The sequence below is a fragment of the Mesorhizobium sp. WSM4906 genome (assembly GCF_029674625.1).
Classification (GTDB): domain Bacteria; phylum Pseudomonadota; class Alphaproteobacteria; order Rhizobiales; family Rhizobiaceae; genus Mesorhizobium.
The window spans coordinates 955,460-971,379 of sequence record NZ_CP121355.1 but is presented as its reverse complement, the minus strand read 5'-3'; the positions used below and the strand labels follow the sequence as shown (position 1 = coordinate 971,379).

Genomic DNA, 15,920 nt, shown 5'->3' with positions numbered 1-15,920 from the left:
CGAAAAATGCAGCCGCGCTCCTGGTGCCGCCTTATCTGCGGTTGCGATGCCTAAATTTCACCGCAACGTGACTTCCCGTTGACTGTCCGTTCTGCCACATATTTTAGCAATCAGAACAAGGCCGGCGTCACCGGCGGGAATCGGAACAGTCATGGCATCTCGAGGACCATTGCGGCTTGCGGCATTTGCGCTGGCCCTTTCAACGTTTGCCGGTGCCGCGCTGGCAAGCGAGCCCGAGAAGCCCTTGGGCGTGGTCGAGCTCTTCACCAGCCAGGGCTGCAGTTCCTGCCCGCCGGCCGATGAATTCTTCGCCGAGCTGGCCGCCAAGGAAAACATCGTCGCGCTCGCCTACCACGTCAATTACTGGGACTATCTGGGCTGGCAGGACACGCTGAGCAACAAGAAGAACACCGACCGGCAGTACGACTACATGCGCTCCTTCGGCAGCCGCTCGGTCTATACGCCGCAGGCCGTCATCAACGGCCGCAGCCATGTCAACGGCGCCAGTCGCAAGGACGTCGACGGCGCGCTGGCCCGGATGGACAGGACCGGCGAGGGCATGCGGGTCGGCATCAAGGTGAGCCGCACCAGCGACCGCGTCACGATTGACGCGGGCGACGCCGGCAATGGCCCGGCCGACGCCCATGTGGTGATCGTCTATTTCGATCCGCCGCAGATGGTGAAGATCGGCCAGGGCGAGAACAGCGGCCGCAGCCTGACCTACTGGAACGCCGTCTCCGACATCCAGACCGCCGGCATGTGGCACGGCAAGGCGCAGCGCTACGAATTGCCGATGACCGAGATCTCCAAGAAGGGCGGCTGCGCGGTGCTGCTGCAGTCCGTCGGCAAGGACGGCATGCCCGGTCCGATCCTGGGCGCCGCATTCATTCGCAAGCCATAACCCCTTCTCCCCCTTGTGGGAGAAGGTGGATCGGCGCGCAGCGCCGAGACGGATGAGGGGTGTTCCAGCGGAGTGAGACGTTGGCGTTCCCTGGAGCACCCCTCATCCGTCGCCTTCGGCGACACCTTCTCCCACAAGGGGAGAAGGGGGGAGCCAATAAAAAACCGGCGTCAGCTTGCTTCTGACGCCGGTCATTCAGGTTTTGGGATCGTCGCACCTGATTTTTCCAAGGAAAAACCGAGGTTGGTTCGATCCGACGCTGACCCGTGGGCGGGGGGCTTGGGGTTTACGAGCCGGTGCCGGACCGAACCGTCTCAGGCAACGCGGGTAAACTCGTCGGAGATTGGGGCATGAGCGCGGATAATTTGTGGCGAGAATGTGGCGAAGCATCACCAATGACAACACACGTTTCGCAAACGTGACTGGACCTTGCGGAAACCGCGCGACGCCTGCCTGCGTCGCCGGCCCTTGCAATTCGGCTGCGAAAGCGCGAACCTTGGCTGCGCAAGATCAATCGAAGGATCGAGGCATGACCGATCACAGCAGCGGGACGGAGGATGGGGAAGCATCCGGAATATTGATCCCGTTGCATGAGGCGCGCAGCGCACGCCTCGACCAGCCGGTGCGCTTCGACCGGCGCGAGCTCGACCAGATCCTGAGGCTTTACGGGCGCATGGTGGCGGCCAATGAATGGCGCGACTATGCGATCGACCATCTCTCCGATCGCGCCGTCTTTTCGGTCTTCCGCCGCGCCAGCGAAGTGCCGCTGTTCCAGATCGTCAAGGACCCGAAACTGGCGCGTCGCCAAGGCGCTTTCGCCGTCATAGCCGCGGGCGGACGCATCCTGAAGCGCGGCCAGGAACTCGGCCGCGTGCTCGGCGTCTTCGATTCCAAGCTGAAGCTGGTCGAGGCCTGAGCCGGGAAGAGGAACAGGGGAATTGAAGAACTGAAGAATTGAGGAAAAGAGGCGCTAAACGCCTGATATGAATTGTTTTTCTCGATTCTTCATTCCCGTTACCTCATTTCCCTCCGAGCCTGAATCTCCGCTCCGGCAGCGATTCCGGATCCGGCGGCAGCTCTGCGCCACCGTTGAGCGGCAGCTGCATGAACACCGTGTCCAGCCAGCGCCCGTGCTTGTAGCCCGACCCTTCCAGGCGTCCGGAATGGTAGAACCCGAGCTTCTCGTGCAGCCGCACCGAGACGCTGTCCGCGTGGCCGTCGCCGATCACCGCGATGACCTGGCGGAAGCCTGCCGCACGCGCCGCCTCGATCAGCGCCTTCATCAGCAGGAAGCCCACGCCCTGGCCCTTGGCCTCGGGCGCGACATAGACCGAATCCTCGACGACGAACCGATAGGCGGGGCGCGGCCGAAACGGTCCGGCATAGGCATAGCCGAGCACGGTGCCGTCCTTCTCCGCCACGAGATAGGGAAAGCCGCCTGCCGCTAAGCTCTCGAAGCGTTTGCCCATTTCGGCGCGGTTGGGCGGCTCCAGCTCGTAGCTCGCAGTGCCGTGCGTGACCGCGTCGGCGTAGATTTCCGTGATTCGGTCAAGGTCGGCCGCCGTCGCGGCTCTGATCGCTGTATTGCTCATAATTTGTGCATTTCGTTTTCCTGCCTTGATAACAGCAGAGGGCTGCACAAAAAGAAAGGGCGGCCGTTGGGCCGCCCTTTCGAAGTCTATGGTCCAGTGAGACCGGGTAACTGCCTTTAGCGGCGGTCGCCCATGAACTGCAGCAGGAACATGAACAGGTTGATGAAGTCGAGATAGAGCTGCAGCGCGCCCATGATGGCCTTGCGGCCGGCCACGTCCGAGACGTCGCCCTCGAAATACATCTCCTTGATCCGCTGCGTGTCATAGGCGGTCAGGCCCGCGAACACCAGCACGCCGATTGCGGAGATGGCGAAGGCCAGCGCCGACGACGCCAGGAAGATGTTGATGATCATCGCGATCAGCAGGCCGATCACGCCCATGATCAGGAACGATCCGAAGGCCGTCAGGTCACGCCGGGTCGTGTAGCCATAGAGCGACAGCGCGCCGAAGGCCGCGGCCGTGGCGAAGAACGTCTGGGTGATGCTGGTGCCGGTATAGACGAGGAAGATCGTCGACAGCGACAGGCCGACAAGGCCGGCATACACCCAGAACGTGGTCTGCGCCGCCGCCACGCTCATCGACTGGATCCTGAATGACAGGAACATCACCGCAGCCAGCGGCGCCAGGATGACGACCCAGCGGAACGCGCTTGCATAGATGAGCTGGCCGAAGGCCGTGAGCTGACCGTCGCCGGTGACGGCGAGTTGAAACGCGCCCCAGGCGGCAAGGCCGGTGATGAGCAGGCCAAGCCCCATCAGGTTGTAGACTTTGATCATGTAGGCCCGCAGGCCCTGATCGATATCGACGCGCGCGCCGGGGGCGGCGGACGTCTGGTAGTTGCGAATGGGATCAGCCATTGGAAATCCTCTGTTGCTTCTGCCCCGTCCGGTGACAGGTCGCCCCGGACGACCGCTTGGGGTGCCCTTCGGACCAGGCGCCGCTGGCGGGGCTCCAGCATGCCTGCGCAGAAATATGATGGTTCTTGACGTCAAGGACAAGACGGTAACGAGGCGTAACGCTTCGTGAGAAGGCAAAAGGCCGGGTTTTGGCCGTTTCGGCTCGGCATTCTTACAAAGATTTAACCAGGTCGAACCTGCTCCAGCGCTCGCCGGGTCAGAGGTTGCGCAGCACCGGCGCCGCCTTGTGGCCGAGAACCCGCCAGGTACCGGCGAGGCCGATGCCGACGGTGACGCCGAGCGAGACGAGGATCGTCGCGACCGCGACCTGCGGCATGAAGTGCGATGGCAGCGTCATGATGTGCGCGACGACGAACCATGCCGCGACGCCGCCCGCGGCAAGTGCGAACAGCGCCGTCGCAAGGCCGATCAGCACATATTCCAGCGAGAAGGCCGCAATCAGTGTCCTGCGCGTCGCGCCGAGCGTCTTCAGCACCACCGCGTCATGGATGCGCGCCCGGTTGCCGGCGGCCAGAGCGCCGGAGAGCACCAGCACCGAGGCGATCAGCGCCACGCCGGCGGCGGCGCGGATCGCCGTGCCCAATTGCGCGACCAGCCGGTTGACGATGTCGAGCGCGTCCTTGACGCGGACCGTCGTCACCGCCGGAAATGCGCGCGTGACGGCGTTGAGCAGCCGCGCGTCGTCTGCCGTGGTGGCGCCCTTGTCGGTCAGCGTCGCCAGCCAGCCATGCGGCGCACCGGCAAAGGCGTTGGGCGAGAACACCATGACGAAATTGATGCCCATGGTTTCCCATTCGACCTGACGGAAATTGGCGATTTTCGCCGTCACGTTGCGGCCGAGGACGTTGACGGTGACGGTGTCGCCGAGCTTCAGCCCGATCGCCTTGCCCTCCTCGGCCGAGAACGACACCAGGGGCTCGCCGGAATAATTCTGCGGCCACCACGCGCCTTCGGTCAGCGTGGCGTTCTCCGGCTGCTTGGCGTCATAGGTCAGGCCGCGATCGCCGCGCAGCACCCAGGCGCCGTCGGCGGGGATCTTCACCTTGTCGACGTCGACGCCGTTGAGCGCCATGATGCGGCCGCGCAGCATCGGCACCTTGACCAGCGTTCCCCGCGGCGCCTCCTTTTCGACCAGGCCGGCGAAAGCGTCGACATCGCTGCTCTGGATGTCGACGAAGAAGAAGTTCGGCGCCCGCTCCGGCAGGCTGCCGGAAATCTGCCGCCTGAGATTGCCGTCGATCAGCGCCAGCGTCACCAGGAGCGTCAGACCGAGCCCGAGCGACAGCACCACCGATGGCGTCAGCGCGCCGGGACGATGGATGTTGCCGAGCGCCAGCCGAAGCGACACGAAACGCACGCGCGGGCTTCGCCGGGCCATCCATTGCACCAGCGCCGCCACCAGCCGCAGCACCAGGAAGGCAAAGACCGTGGCGCCGACGAAGATCGAGGCGATGCGCCGGTCGTCGGCGGAAAATATGGCCAAAGCCGCCAGCCCGAGCACGATCGCGAGAGCAGCGCCGGCATAGGGCAGGCGCGGCAGGCCGCGGCTCTCAAAACCCATCTCGCGAAACAGCGCCGTCGCCGGCACGTCGCGGGCGCGCCCGAGCGGCAAGAGCGCGAAGGCCAGCGTCACCAGGAGGCCGAAGAGCGCGGCCATGGCGAGTGCGCTCGCGTAGAAGCCGCCCTCCGCCGGCACCGGGATCACCGACTGCAGAAGCGCGCTCGCCGCGAACGGCATGGCGGCACCCAGGACCAGGCCGAGCACGATGCCGAGGCCGGCAATCAAAAGGATCTGCACGAGATAGACTGTGAAGACGAAGCCGCCGGAGGCGCCGAGGCTCTTGAAGGTGGCGATGACCCCGCGCTTGCCGTCGAGATAGGCGCGCACCGCGTTCGCCACGCCGACACCGCCGACCACCAGCGCCGTCAGCCCGACCAGCGTCAGGAATTGCGAGAAGCGCTGGATGTTGGAGGAGAGCGCCGGCGCCGCGTTGCTGCGCGTGCGGATCGACCAGCCGGACTGTGGAAATTCCTTCGCCGCCACGGCCTGGATTTCCTTGATCCGCGCCTCGCTGGCGCCGGCGGGCAGCCGCAGCTTATAGGCGTTCTCGACCAGACTGCCGGGCTGCACCAGTCCGGATGCGGCAAGTCCGTCGTTCGAGATCATCAGCCGCGGCGCGAATCCAAAACCGTCGGATATCGCGTCCGGCTCGCTGATCAGCCTGGCTCTCAGCTCGAAAGTGGCGCCGCCAAGCTTCAGCCGGTCGCCGATATGCAGATTGAGCCGATCGAACAAAAGATCGGGCGCGGCGGCGCCGAAAATGCCCGCTCTCTCGCCGAACAGTTCCTTCTTCGGCAGCGGCGGATCGGTTTCCAGCGTGCCGTAGAGCGGATAGGCGTCGTCGACCGCCTTGGCTTCGACCAGCGCCTGGTCGGAGCCGTCCTCGAGCCGCGCCATCGAGCGCATACCCGAATTCAGCGACACCGTGCCCAGGCTGCCGAGGAAGCCGAGTTCGGCAGGCGTAGCGCTGCGCTGGTTGATCTGGAAGCGCAGATCGCCGCCGAGCAGCGTCTGGCCCTGGTTGGCGACGCCGGCGGTGATCGCCTGCGCCACCGAATTGACGCCGCCGATCGCCGCGACGCCGAGCGCGATGCAGGCAAGGAAGATCATGAAGCCGGACAGGCCGCCGCGCATCTCGCGCAGCGAGAAGCGGATGGCGAGCTTCAGCGTGCGAAGCCAGGCGGCCCCCTCATCCGGCCGCTTCGCGGCCACCTTCTCCCCGGCGGGGAGAAGAAGAGGTTTGCGCCGACGCTGGCGATCTCTTCTCCCCTCGGGGAGAAGGTGGCCCGAAGGGCCGGATGAGGGGGCTCCGTTCGCCATGGCGTTACGCGGTCACTTTAAGCAGCGGCGCATCCTCGATCCGCCCCGAGCGCATCGACACCTGACGCGAGCAGCGGGCCGCAAGCGCCGGATCATGCGTGACCAGCACCAGCGTCATGCCGCGCTCGGCCGCCTTGGCGAACAAGAGGTCGGCGATCTGCTTTCCCGTCGCCTGGTCGAGATTGCCGGTCGGCTCGTCGGCAATCAGGATGCGCGGCGAAGGCGCCAGCGCCCTGGCGATCGCCACGCGCTGCTGCTCGCCGCCCGAGAGCTCTCCGGGGTAGTGCGTCACACGGTCGCTCAGGCCGACCGCCGCGAGTTCCCGCGCCGCCACGCCGAACGCGTCGGCATGGCCGGCGAGCTCCAGCGGCACCGCGACATTTTCAAGTGCCGTCATATTGGGGATGAGGTGGAAGGACTGGAAGACGATGCCGATGTTTCGCCCCCGGAACGATGCAATCCGATCCTCGCTTTTGCCGTTGAGCAATTCGCCGGCGATTCGCACTGTTCCCGCATCGACCCTTTCCAGCCCGGCCAGAACCATCAGCAAGGTGGACTTGCCGGAGCCCGACGGGCCGACGATGCCGGTGGCTTCGCCGGCGGCCACATCGAGACTGACGCCTTTCAGCACATGGACCGAGGAAGCTCCCTCGCCGAGCGTCAGCGAGACATCCCTCAATGCGATGACGGCTTCTGTCACGGTGAAAGCGTCCTATATGGTGGAAAAAGGAGACGAGAACGCCTCCTCCCGGGGATTGTTTCGGTCATATGGGGCTCGCTGCATGGCTTTCAAACATACTCTTGCCGCAGCCCTCATCCTTTTCCTTGCGGTTTGCGGCGCCATTTCGTCGGCGCGCGCCGAGACGTTCAAGATCGTCGGTTTCGGTGACAGCCTGACGGCAGGCTTCGGTCTCGGTCCGGGTCAGGGGTTTACCGACAGGCTTCAGGCGGCGCTGAAGGCGAAAGGCCATGACGTCGCCGTCGCCAATGCCGGCGTGTCCGGCGACACCACGAGCGGCGGGCTGGCGCGGCTCGACTGGTCGGTGCCGGACGGCACCCGGCTCGTGATCCTCGAGCTCGGCGCCAACGACATGCTGCGCGGCGTCTCGCCCGACATCGCCGAAAAGAACCTCGACGCTATGCTGGCGAAGCTGAAACAGCGCAAGATCGCCGTGCTTCTTGCCGGCATGCGCGCGGCGCCCAACCTCGGCACCGGCTACCAGCAGGCCTTCGATGCGATCTATCCGGGGCTCGCCGCGAAATACGATGTTCCGCTCTATCCGTTCTTTCTCGACGGCGTAGCCAGCCATCCCGACCTGCAGCTCGAGGACGGCCTGCACCCCAACTCCAAGGGCGTCGAAGTGATCGTCGAGCGCATCCTGCCCACTGTCGAGAAGGCAATTGCCGCCGATGGCGGCGCATAAAGCATGTCTCCCGAAAGTGGGAACCGATTTCGGACAAGGACATGCGCAGAATCAAGCGCGCTGAGCGAACCTGAAAGATCGCGATGCGCTTTGGTGAGGCTGGAATACCACGGTTTCCCTTGGGGAAACTTTGTGGACAACAAACTGCTTGCCCCGCGCGGACATCGATGATTCGCTAGGGATGAGAGTTTCGATTCGAGGACAGGAGGCTTCCCATGCCACGTCTTTTCACCGCCCTCGAAATTCCGCGTGATGCCGCTCTTTCGCTGTCCCTGCTCCGGGGCGGCCTTCCCGGAGCCCGCTGGATCGATGTCGAAAACTACCATCTGACGCTGCGCTTCATCGGCGATGTCGAAGGCCATGTCGCCGACGAGATCGCCAACGCGCTGGATCGCATCCACCGCCCTTCTTTCCAGCTGGCGCTCTCCGGGGTCGGCGCCTTTGGCGGCAAGAAGCCGCATGCGGTGTGGGCCGGCGTCGCCGTCTCGCCGGACCTTACGGCGCTGCAGGGCGAGATCGACCGCATCTGCCAGCGGCTCGGCCTGCCGGCCGATCCGCGCAAGTTCTCGCCGCACGTGACGCTCGCCCGCCTGCGCAATTCGAGCCCGGCGGACGTCGCGCAATATCTTTCGGCGCGCGGCAACTTTTCAGCGTTGCCTTTCCGCGTCGGCCGCTTCGTCCTGATGTCGTCGCGCGATTCGGTCGGCGGCGGCCCTTACATCGTCGAGGAAGCGTGGCCCTTGACCGGCGCCGACGCGCGCGCCTCCAGCCGCTTCGCCAGCGCCTCCGACGCTTCGCGGATCATGCGGTAGACGGCGGCGAAGGCCTCCTGATCCTCGTAATAGGGATCCGGCACGTCCCGTTCCGTTCCGGTCGCAAATTTCAGATAGAGATGGATACGGTCGCGCCCGGCCCGAGGCGCCAGCGCCTTGAGATCGCGCACATTCGAGCGGTCCATGCCGAGGATCAGGTCGAAGCGCGAAAAATCCTCCGGCGCTATTCTGCGCGCCCTTTGTCCGGAAATGTCGATGCCGTGGCTTGCGGCGACCGCGATCGCGCGCGGATCGGGAGCGGAGCCGACCTCCCAGCCGCTGGTGGCGGCCGAATCGAGCACGATATCGCGGGTCATCCCGCGCTCGGCCCACACGGCTCGGAAGACACCCTCGGCCAGTGGCGAGCGGCAGATGTTGCCGAGGCAAACGAACAGAATGGATTTTAAGGGCTTTGCGCTCATCGATCCGGCGCTATGGTTGTTTCAATTTTCGAATAGCACGGGAACCCGACATGACCAGGGAAAAGCTCAGCAAGGAGGCGATCGCCACCGCGCTTACCGAACTCGAAGGCTGGTCGCTGGCCGCCGACGGCGCCTCCATCAAACGCAGCTTCGGCTTCAAGAACTTCTCAGAAGCCTTCGCCTTCATGACCCGCGTGGCGCTGGCCGCCGAGAAGATGGACCACCATCCCGACTGGTCGAACGTCTACAAGACCGTCGACGTGACGCTGAATACCCATGATGCAGGCGGCGTCACGGCGCTCGACGTCGAGCTGGCCAAGCGGATGAACCGGTATTTCGGGTAGGGCGAGGACACGGCCTCGACGTCGTCATCCCAGGGCGAAGCAGCCGCGCAGCGGCGTCGCGGAGACCCTGGGATCCATGCCATGACATCTGCCGTAGTATGCAGCGGGGCAGAATTCCGCACCGTCGCGGCTCTCGAAAGTAATGGCATGGCAACTGTGTTCATGCGAATGTGGTTTTGTCGCGCATGATAGCGTTGAGGACGACCAAGAGCTTCCTTGCGACGGCGATGATGGCGAGTTTCTTGGAGCCTGATCGGGCGGCAAGTGCGCTGTAGAAGGACTTGAACCGGTCGCAGGTTCGGATGGCCGTGAGGGCTGCCATATAGAGGGCGCGGCGCACGCGTGATCGCCCGCCCTGGATCTGGCTCCTGCGGTTGAGCTTGCCACTCTTGTTGTCGAACGGGGCAAGGCCGGCGAGTGCGGCGATCGCCTTGGGTGAACGCTGGCCGAGCTCGGGCAGGTGCGCCAGGAGCGAGAGCGCGCCGACCTTGGAGACACCCGGCACGGAGATCATCAGCGTGTAATCGCGGGCGGTGTCCTCGGTTTGACGAATAACGTTGGCGATCCGGCTCTCGAGCGCATGGATGCGTGTGTCGAAGGCGGCAATCGTTTCTTCAAGGTCGGCAATGACAATCTCGTCGAAGGCCTCAGCGAGGTGCTTCTTCAGCGTTGCCCGCATCTCGACCAGATGGTCGCGGTAGCGGGCAAGCGATTGAAGCTGCTCGTTTTGTTCACACGGCGCCGGCTCGGCCGCCGGCTGATAGCGACGGCCATAGTCGCTCAGCATCCTGGCGTCGAGACGATCGGTCTTGGCGCGCCGTCTCGTCGACTTGGCATAGTGGTGGGTATGGGCCGGATTGTGCCGCGAGAACGGCACGCCGGCCTTGGCCAGCGCGTGGCGCAGCAGCCGGTCATGCACGCCTGTCGCCTCCATGACGACGAAGTCTTGGCCGGGACGAAGGCCTGCCACATAGGCAGCGATCGCCTCAGCCTGGTTGTCGATGCGCCGAAAACGGCCGCTTGCCTCGTCAAAAAAGTCTAGCCACTGCTTGGAGATGTCGCAGCCGACATAGTTCTGCACTATCATGTCCACGCCTCTTCCTGTGGTGCGGGGTCTGCTTGGAACAGCCCCGTGCAACTGTTCAGGTTGATGGTTCACCGGTGGGAAGGGACCGGGCCATGCCGCGGCCTGTCCGAAAGGACGACCAGGATCCACTCGGCCTCCTTCCCACTTCAACCATACACCGGAACCAACACACAGGATTCTATGGTCTACGCCGCGTCGCTCCGCTCCTTGCTTCGCCATAGAATAACGATGGGAGGGATATTCCGGCCAATCTCCAACGTAGCGATTGCCAACTCGGCTTACCCACGGCCAATGCTGCCGAGTTCGATTCTGGGGCCAGCACAACGCCCAACTCTTGTAGCAGCCCCCCGCTTTCACCACATCTCCCGCGGCGGGCCGGCACGCAACGTCGCGCGGCCAAGGAGACATTGATGGCGCAGGACTCCGGTTTTGATTTCTTCGGCTTTGGCGACAAGCTCGCCGGCGAGGGCGAGGTGCGCGAGAAATTCTGGCGCACCGCCAAGAAGGCCGCCCGGCAGATCCCGTTCATGGACGAGGTGGTCGCCGCCTATTATTGCGCCATGGACAGGGACACGCCGCTGCGCGCCAAGGGCATCCTGCTGGCCGCGCTCGGCTATTTCGTGCTGCCGGTGGACTTCATTCCCGACTTCGTCCTCGGTGTCGGCTTCACCGACGACCTTGCCGTCCTGACCGCTGCGATCACCGCCGTCAGCGCCCACATCACGCCCGCGCACCGGCAGGCCGCCAGGGACGCCCTGGCCGACAAGGGCTAACTAAAGCATGTCTCCCGAAGTGGGGACCGGTTTCGGGACAAAGACATGCGCAAAATCAAAAGCCTGAAGCGTGCGGAACGAATCCGAAGGATCGCGACGCGCTTCAGCCCCGGAGCGAGGACCGGCTCCGCGCCGTTGCAACGAGACCGCGAAACCGCCCGCGCGAGAAGACAAACTCTTGCCGCTTTCGTGCCCTCCAAGTTCGCGCCGGGACATCGCGACCGCCGCTCCGAAGCGGCGGCGTGAATGGTGGCGGTTTCCTGGGGTGAGGCTCCTTTTCTTGAGGAAAATTCACCGTTTGGTAACCCTGATTAAATCAAAATGAAGCGACGGCAGGACGCCAGGCGGCCCGCCTCCGCACCATTTGGGAATACGGGAAGAACGATGCGCGGATTGATTGCTACAGTTTCCAGCCTGGTCCTGGCGGCCGCCTTCGCGGCGCCGGCGCTGGCACAGCAGGCGACCAAGATCGGCCAGCACAATGCCTGGGGCACCTACAGCTATCAATCGACGGGCGGCAAGGTCTGTTATGTGCTGACCGTGCCGACCGACAAGCAGCCGCCGTCGCTCGACCATGGCGACATGTTCTTCTTCGTCAGCCAGCGTCCGGGGCAGCAGGTCTCCTACGAGCCGCAGTTCATCGCCGGCTATAACTTCCAGGAAGGCTCCAAGGCCACCGTCACCATCGACAAGAAGACCTTCTCGATGTTCACCCGCGGCAAGTCGGCCTGGGTCGAGAACGCCGCCGAGGAGCCGGTGCTGATCGCCGCCATGAAGACCGGCACCGACATGAAAGTGTCGGCCAAGTCGGGCCGAGGCAATCCGACATCCTACGTCTTTTCGCTGAAGGGTATCTCGGCCGCGCTGGCCTCGATCGCCAAGTGCAAGTAGGCGAAAGCAAAACCCCGCCTTGAGGCAAAGCCGGACCGCAAGTCCGGCTTTTTCAGCCTGGATGCTCGGCGGCCCGCCGCCGCCGGATCGCCTCGGCGATGAAGACGCGCGACAGCGCGTGATAGAGCGGCTCGTTGGAGATCAGCCGCGCCGTGCCGTAGCCCAGCACCGCCGCGCACATCAGCGCGATTACATTGTCGTGGTTGCCGGTCATTTCGAGGATGATGACGAAGGCCGTCATCGGCGCCTGCACGACGCCGGCGAAATAGCCGGCCATGCCGAGCAGCGCGGCGAGACCGGTGCTAGCGCCGAAGACCAGGCCGAGCGTGCTGCCGAGACCGGCGCCCACCGCCAGCGACGGCGCGAAGATGCCGCCCGGAATGCCCGACACCATCGAAAGCACCCCGGCCGCGAATTTTTCCAGGAAGAAGAATGCCGGCAGCGGCGCGCCTTCGATGGCGCCACGGGCCTGCGCGTAGCCGGTGCCGAAGGTGAGGCCGCCCGAGACAAGGCCGATCGCGGCAACCGCCAGCCCGCAGATTCCTGCCACGAGCAGCGCGCGCCACAATGGCTGCAGCGCGTTCCAGCGCCGGATACGCCGCGTGATCTTCAACGCCAACAGCGAGAAAAGCGCCCCGAAGCCGCCGCCGATGACCCCGCAGGCGACCACCAGCGGCCAGTCGGCGGCAAAGGCCACCGTATCCTTGGCGACGCCGAAATAGGTGTAGTTGCCGAGCAGGCCGAGCGAGGCAAGCCCGGCCAGGATCACCGCCGTCAGAACCAGCCCGTTGGTGCGCGACTCGTAAGCGCGGCCCATCTCCTCGATGGCGAACACGATGCCGGCCAGCGGCGTGTTGAAGGCGGCGGCGACGCCGGCGGCGGAGCCGGCCAGGATCAGGCCGCGCGCCTGCGCCATGCCGCCCCAGCGCGCGGCCTGCAACATCAGCGAGGCGCCGACCTGCACCGTCGGCCCCTCGCGGCCGATCGAAGCGCCGCAGAACAGGCCCATCACGGTGAGCGCGATCTTGCCTGCCGCCAGGCGAAGCGAAAGGAGGTGCCCACGGTCCTCGTCGTCGCGCAGGTGGCGGGCGGCGATCGCCTGCGGAATGCCGCTGCCTTGCGATCCCGGGAAGAAGGAATGGGCAAGCCAGGCGCAAAGCACGAAGCCCGCCGGAGTCAAGACAAGCGGCAGGTAGAAGCGCCAGCCGCCGTCGCCGGCTGTGACGACGTGGAACAGCGCCTGTGCCTGGTCGGCCAGCATGGCGAACAGCACGCTGATCAATCCGATCGAGACGGCGCCGGCCCAGAACACCAGTCGCGGCTGCCAGACACGCCGCGACCCCCATATTGCCTGCGAGCGCCGCAGCATGGGGTGTCTTCGCGATATGCCGGCCATCTGCGCCCTCTTGATGATGACCCGGCCTAGCACACTTATGCAGCCGATCAAGCCCGTGGGTCAGGCTGGTCGCGCTCGCGGCCAAGCCCTCATCGGCAATTTCTCAAGAGCGCTCGATCGGCTCGCCGGATCCCGCCTGCATCGCGCTGGCGGGATCCGGGCTGGCTCACATGGCCATTTTTTCACATTCGGCCTGTGCCTTCTTGGTCGACGTGTCGATCATGTAGGCTTTGCCCTTGGCATCGGTCATCATCATCATGCAGTGCTTGATCGGCTTGGCCGACTTCATCATTTCGCTGCTCATTTTTGCGTCCGGCATCATGGTGCCCATGTGGCCGTCGGGCATGATCGCCGTCACCTGCCCTGCCTTCATCATCGTCATGGTTCCCATCGTGTCCTCGGCAAGCGCCGGCGAGACGGACAGGCCGACAAGGCCGGCAATCGCGACAAGCTTGATCGAATGCATTCTGCTCACTCCCGTTTTGCGCGGGGCACAATTGCCCCTTTCAGATTTCGCCGCCGGGCGGCGAAGCGTTACGCCAAACACGACTATGTGATCGGACCGAAGATGGCGCGCACGTCAGCGGTCACCGCCGAAGACCGGATACTCAAGAGTAAGGTCGTTGCCGATCGGCGCCTCTCCCTTCTCCCCTTGTGGGAGAAGGGAAGCCCCGCCCCATGACTCCGCTTGCAACCTGTGCTATGCGCCGCGCTTCATTTCAGGCACGATGCTGAAATCGGCCGCAAACCGCTTATATTGGCGCAACCATGACCCTTTCATTCGATCTGACCGCCGAAGGCGCGCGCGATGCCTTGCGCGCTCGTGCTGCAGCGACGGGGAAGCCGTCGCTGATCGGCCTGACCCGCGCCGAGCTTGGCGCCGCCCTCGTCGAGGCCGGCATCGTGCCTGAGCGCCAGGCCAAGATGCGCGCCCAGCAGCTCTGGCACTGGATGTATGTGCGCGGCGTCTCCGACTTCGCCCACATGTTCAACATCTCCAAGGAACTGCGCGCCGAGCTCGACAAGCATTTCACCGTCGCCCGGCCCGAAATCGTCGAGGAGCAGATCTCTTCCGACGGCACGCGCAAATGGCTGTTCCGCTTCCCGCCGCGCGGCGCCGGCCGGCCGGTCGAGATCGAGACCGTCTATATCCCGGAGGAGGGTCGCGGCACGCTCTGCATCTCCTCGCAGGTCGGCTGCACGCTGACTTGCTCCTTCTGCCACACCGGCACGCAGAAGCTGGTGCGCAACCTCACGACGGAGGAAATCCTGGCGCAGCTGCTCACCGCGCGCGACCGTCTCGGCGACTTCCCCGACCGCGACACGCCGGACGGCGCCATCGTGCCGGCCGAGGGCAGAAAAGTCTCCAACATCGTCATGATGGGCATGGGCGAGCCGCTCTATAATTTCGAGGCGGTGAAGAAGGCGCTGCTGATCGCTTCCGACGGCGACGGCCTGTCCCTGTCGAAGCGCCGCATCACGCTGTCGACCTCCGGCGTGGTGCCGGAGATCGCCCGCACCGGCGAGGAGATCGGCGTCATGCTGGCGATCTCGCTGCACGCCACCAATGACGACCTGCGCGACCTTCTGGTGCCGATCAACAAGAAGTTCCCGCTGAAGGAGCTGATCGCCGCCTGCCGCGCCTATCCCGGCCTGTCGAACGCCCGCCGCATCACCTTCGAATATGTGATGCTGAAGGACGTCAACGATTCCCTCGACGACGCCAAGGCGCTGGTGAAGCTCTTGAAGGGCATTCCGGCCAAGATCAATCTCATCCCGTTCAATCCCTGGCCCGGCACCAACTACCAGTGCTCGGACTGGGAGACGATCGAGAAGTTCGCCGATTACATCAACAACGCCGGCTATGCCTCGCCGATCCGCACGCCGCGCGGCCGCGACATCCTGGCTGCCTGCGGCCAGCTGAAGTCGGAATCGGAGCGGATGCGCAAGGTGGACCGCCTGGCGCTGGAAGCCATGATGATCGCGGGGCACGGCGAGGCGTGAGGCGTATCGTCGCCTATCTCGTCCGCTTCGCCGCCATCCTCATCGGCTATTTCGTCGCCTCGCTGGCGGCGAGCGCCTTCCTCAACGTGCTTTTCCTCGGCTATTTCGGCTACGTGCCGGAGCCAGGACACCCGACGATCGCGCCCGCGCTCTATTTTTCGGTGCCTTTCCTGGCGCTGTTCGTCGCCTATTTCGGCTTCATGCCGGCGGCGGTCGTCATCCTGATCGCCGAAGTGCTGGGACGGCGCGACTGGCTGTTTTACGCGCTGGGCGGCGCCGTCATCGCCATCGTCTTCCTCGGCTTCGCGCATAATCTCGGCGACGGCGATTTCGATGTCGCCGACAACAATGTCAGGCTCGCGTTGATCGGCAGCGGCATGGTCGGCGGCATCTTCTACTGGCTCTCGGCCGGCCGCCGGGCCGGCAGCTGGCGCCGCGAGCCGCTGACCGATCCGGAATCCTGACTCCGCGAGGTG

17 protein-coding genes are annotated in these 15,920 nt (G+C 64.7%); 9 read left to right on the top strand and 8 right to left on the bottom strand.

Annotation, left to right across the window (positions count from 1 at the left end; genetic code table 11):
* The first annotated feature begins 151 nt into the window (after positions 1–151).
* Complete coding sequence (locus tag QAZ22_RS04590) at positions 152–901, top strand: thioredoxin family protein (RefSeq protein WP_278077836.1); 750 nt, start codon at positions 152–154, stop codon at positions 899–901.
* A 529-nt stretch (positions 902–1,430) separates the two neighbouring features.
* Positions 1,431–1,817: a DUF2794 domain-containing protein gene (locus tag QAZ22_RS04585; RefSeq protein WP_278205805.1), complete on the top strand. Its 387-nt coding sequence runs from the start codon at positions 1,431–1,433 to the stop codon at positions 1,815–1,817.
* A 103-nt stretch (positions 1,818–1,920) separates the two neighbouring features.
* On the opposite strand, the gene QAZ22_RS04580 is transcribed toward QAZ22_RS04585, so the two are convergent.
* From QAZ22_RS04580 to QAZ22_RS04565, 4 genes are all read right to left on the bottom strand, one after another.
* Positions 1,921–2,493, bottom strand: coding sequence for a GNAT family N-acetyltransferase (locus QAZ22_RS04580; protein ID WP_278205804.1), 573 nt, complete (start codon positions 2,491–2,493; stop codon positions 1,921–1,923).
* Positions 2,494–2,609: 116 nt separating this feature from the next.
* Positions 2,610–3,350: a Bax inhibitor-1/YccA family protein gene (locus tag QAZ22_RS04575; protein ID WP_278205803.1), complete on the bottom strand. Its 741-nt coding sequence runs from the start codon at positions 3,348–3,350 to the stop codon at positions 2,610–2,612.
* Between the two features lie 256 nt (positions 3,351–3,606).
* Complete coding sequence (locus tag QAZ22_RS04570; RefSeq protein ID WP_278207788.1) at positions 3,607–6,105, bottom strand: ABC transporter permease; 2,499 nt, start codon at positions 6,103–6,105, stop codon at positions 3,607–3,609.
* A gap of 190 nt (positions 6,106–6,295) precedes the next feature.
* Positions 6,296–6,991: an ABC transporter ATP-binding protein gene (locus QAZ22_RS04565; RefSeq protein ID WP_278205802.1), complete on the bottom strand. Its 696-nt coding sequence runs from the start codon at positions 6,989–6,991 to the stop codon at positions 6,296–6,298.
* 82 nt (positions 6,992–7,073) lie between these two features.
* On the opposite strand from QAZ22_RS04565, the gene QAZ22_RS04560 reads away from it, so the two are divergent.
* Positions 7,074–7,715, top strand: a complete 642-nt coding sequence (locus tag QAZ22_RS04560) for an arylesterase (protein ID WP_278205801.1) — start codon at positions 7,074–7,076, stop codon at positions 7,713–7,715.
* 215 nt (positions 7,716–7,930) lie between these two features.
* A complete protein-coding gene (gene thpR, locus QAZ22_RS04555; protein WP_278205800.1) occupies positions 7,931–8,527 on the top strand; it encodes an RNA 2',3'-cyclic phosphodiesterase in 597 nt (198 codons plus the stop codon).
* Here thpR and QAZ22_RS04550 read toward each other — a convergent pair.
* The gene (locus tag QAZ22_RS04550) at positions 8,431–8,949 is read right to left on the bottom strand and encodes a low molecular weight protein-tyrosine-phosphatase (RefSeq protein ID WP_278205799.1); all 519 of its coding nucleotides are present in this window, start codon (positions 8,947–8,949) and stop codon (positions 8,431–8,433) included. The genes thpR and QAZ22_RS04550 overlap by 97 nt on opposite strands.
* Positions 8,950–8,999: 50 nt before the next feature.
* Between QAZ22_RS04550 and QAZ22_RS04545 the strand changes: the two genes are divergently transcribed.
* The gene (locus QAZ22_RS04545; RefSeq protein ID WP_278205798.1) at positions 9,000–9,293 is read left to right on the top strand and encodes a 4a-hydroxytetrahydrobiopterin dehydratase; all 294 of its coding nucleotides are present in this window, start codon (positions 9,000–9,002) and stop codon (positions 9,291–9,293) included.
* Between the two features lie 160 nt (positions 9,294–9,453).
* Here QAZ22_RS04545 and QAZ22_RS04540 read toward each other — a convergent pair whose 3' ends face one another.
* Entirely contained in the window at positions 9,454–10,380 is a 927-nt protein-coding gene (locus QAZ22_RS04540) for an IS110 family transposase (RefSeq protein ID WP_278202354.1), read from the bottom strand.
* 410 nt (positions 10,381–10,790) lie between these two features.
* Between QAZ22_RS04540 and QAZ22_RS04535 the strand changes: the two genes are divergently transcribed.
* Entirely contained in the window at positions 10,791–11,153 is a 363-nt protein-coding gene (locus QAZ22_RS04535; RefSeq protein WP_278205797.1) for a YkvA family protein, read from the top strand.
* A gap of 384 nt (positions 11,154–11,537) precedes the next feature.
* Positions 11,538–12,044 (top strand): invasion associated locus B family protein, encoded by a 507-nt coding sequence (locus tag QAZ22_RS04530; protein ID WP_278205796.1) that lies wholly within the window; start codon positions 11,538–11,540, stop codon positions 12,042–12,044.
* 52 nt (positions 12,045–12,096) lie between these two features.
* On the opposite strand, the gene QAZ22_RS04525 is transcribed toward QAZ22_RS04530, so the two are convergent.
* Together QAZ22_RS04525 and QAZ22_RS04520 are read right to left on the bottom strand one after the other, a co-directional pair.
* A complete protein-coding gene (locus tag QAZ22_RS04525) occupies positions 12,097–13,440 on the bottom strand; it encodes a chloride channel protein (protein WP_278205795.1) in 1,344 nt (447 codons plus the stop codon).
* Between the two features lie 166 nt (positions 13,441–13,606).
* Positions 13,607–13,906: a hypothetical protein gene (locus tag QAZ22_RS04520; protein ID WP_278077849.1), complete on the bottom strand. Its 300-nt coding sequence runs from the start codon at positions 13,904–13,906 to the stop codon at positions 13,607–13,609.
* A 302-nt stretch (positions 13,907–14,208) separates the two neighbouring features.
* Between QAZ22_RS04520 and rlmN the strand changes: the two genes are divergently transcribed.
* Both rlmN and QAZ22_RS04510 read left to right on the top strand, forming a co-directional pair.
* On the top strand, positions 14,209–15,444 hold the full coding sequence (gene rlmN, locus QAZ22_RS04515; RefSeq protein WP_278205794.1) for a 23S rRNA (adenine(2503)-C(2))-methyltransferase RlmN: 1,236 nt from the start codon (positions 14,209–14,211) through the stop codon (positions 15,442–15,444).
* Positions 15,441–15,908: a hypothetical protein gene (locus QAZ22_RS04510; protein WP_278205793.1), complete on the top strand. Its 468-nt coding sequence runs from the start codon at positions 15,441–15,443 to the stop codon at positions 15,906–15,908. The genes rlmN and QAZ22_RS04510 overlap by 4 nt, the downstream gene beginning before the upstream one ends.
* Positions 15,909–15,920 lie beyond the last annotated feature (12 nt).

Excerpts from the sequence above, each read along its gene's own strand:
- QAZ22_RS04590 (WP_278077836.1), top strand. The coding sequence starts at position 152 with ATGGCATCTCGAGGACCATTGCGGCTTGCGGCATTTGCGCTGGCCCTT.
- QAZ22_RS04585 (WP_278205805.1), top strand. The coding sequence starts at position 1,431 with ATGACCGATCACAGCAGCGGGACGGAGGATGGGGAAGCATCCGGAATA.
- QAZ22_RS04580 (WP_278205804.1), bottom strand. The coding sequence starts at position 2,493 with ATGAGCAATACAGCGATCAGAGCCGCGACGGCGGCCGACCTTGACCGA.
- QAZ22_RS04575 (WP_278205803.1), bottom strand. The coding sequence starts at position 3,350 with ATGGCTGATCCCATTCGCAACTACCAGACGTCCGCCGCCCCCGGCGCG.
- QAZ22_RS04570 (WP_278207788.1), bottom strand. The coding sequence starts at position 6,105 with ATGCGCGGCGGCCTGTCCGGCTTCATGATCTTCCTTGCCTGCATCGCG.
- QAZ22_RS04560 (WP_278205801.1), top strand. The coding sequence starts at position 7,074 with ATGGCTTTCAAACATACTCTTGCCGCAGCCCTCATCCTTTTCCTTGCG.
- thpR (WP_278205800.1), top strand. The coding sequence starts at position 7,931 with ATGCCACGTCTTTTCACCGCCCTCGAAATTCCGCGTGATGCCGCTCTT.
- QAZ22_RS04550 (WP_278205799.1), bottom strand. The coding sequence starts at position 8,949 with ATGAGCGCAAAGCCCTTAAAATCCATTCTGTTCGTTTGCCTCGGCAAC.
- QAZ22_RS04545 (WP_278205798.1), top strand. The coding sequence starts at position 9,000 with ATGACCAGGGAAAAGCTCAGCAAGGAGGCGATCGCCACCGCGCTTACC.
- QAZ22_RS04540 (WP_278202354.1), bottom strand. The coding sequence starts at position 10,380 with ATGATAGTGCAGAACTATGTCGGCTGCGACATCTCCAAGCAGTGGCTA.
- QAZ22_RS04535 (WP_278205797.1), top strand. The coding sequence starts at position 10,791 with ATGGCGCAGGACTCCGGTTTTGATTTCTTCGGCTTTGGCGACAAGCTC.
- QAZ22_RS04530 (WP_278205796.1), top strand. The coding sequence starts at position 11,538 with ATGCGCGGATTGATTGCTACAGTTTCCAGCCTGGTCCTGGCGGCCGCC.
- QAZ22_RS04525 (WP_278205795.1), bottom strand. The coding sequence starts at position 13,440 with ATGGCCGGCATATCGCGAAGACACCCCATGCTGCGGCGCTCGCAGGCA.
- QAZ22_RS04520 (WP_278077849.1), bottom strand. The coding sequence starts at position 13,906 with ATGCATTCGATCAAGCTTGTCGCGATTGCCGGCCTTGTCGGCCTGTCC.
- rlmN (WP_278205794.1), top strand. The coding sequence starts at position 14,209 with ATGACCCTTTCATTCGATCTGACCGCCGAAGGCGCGCGCGATGCCTTG.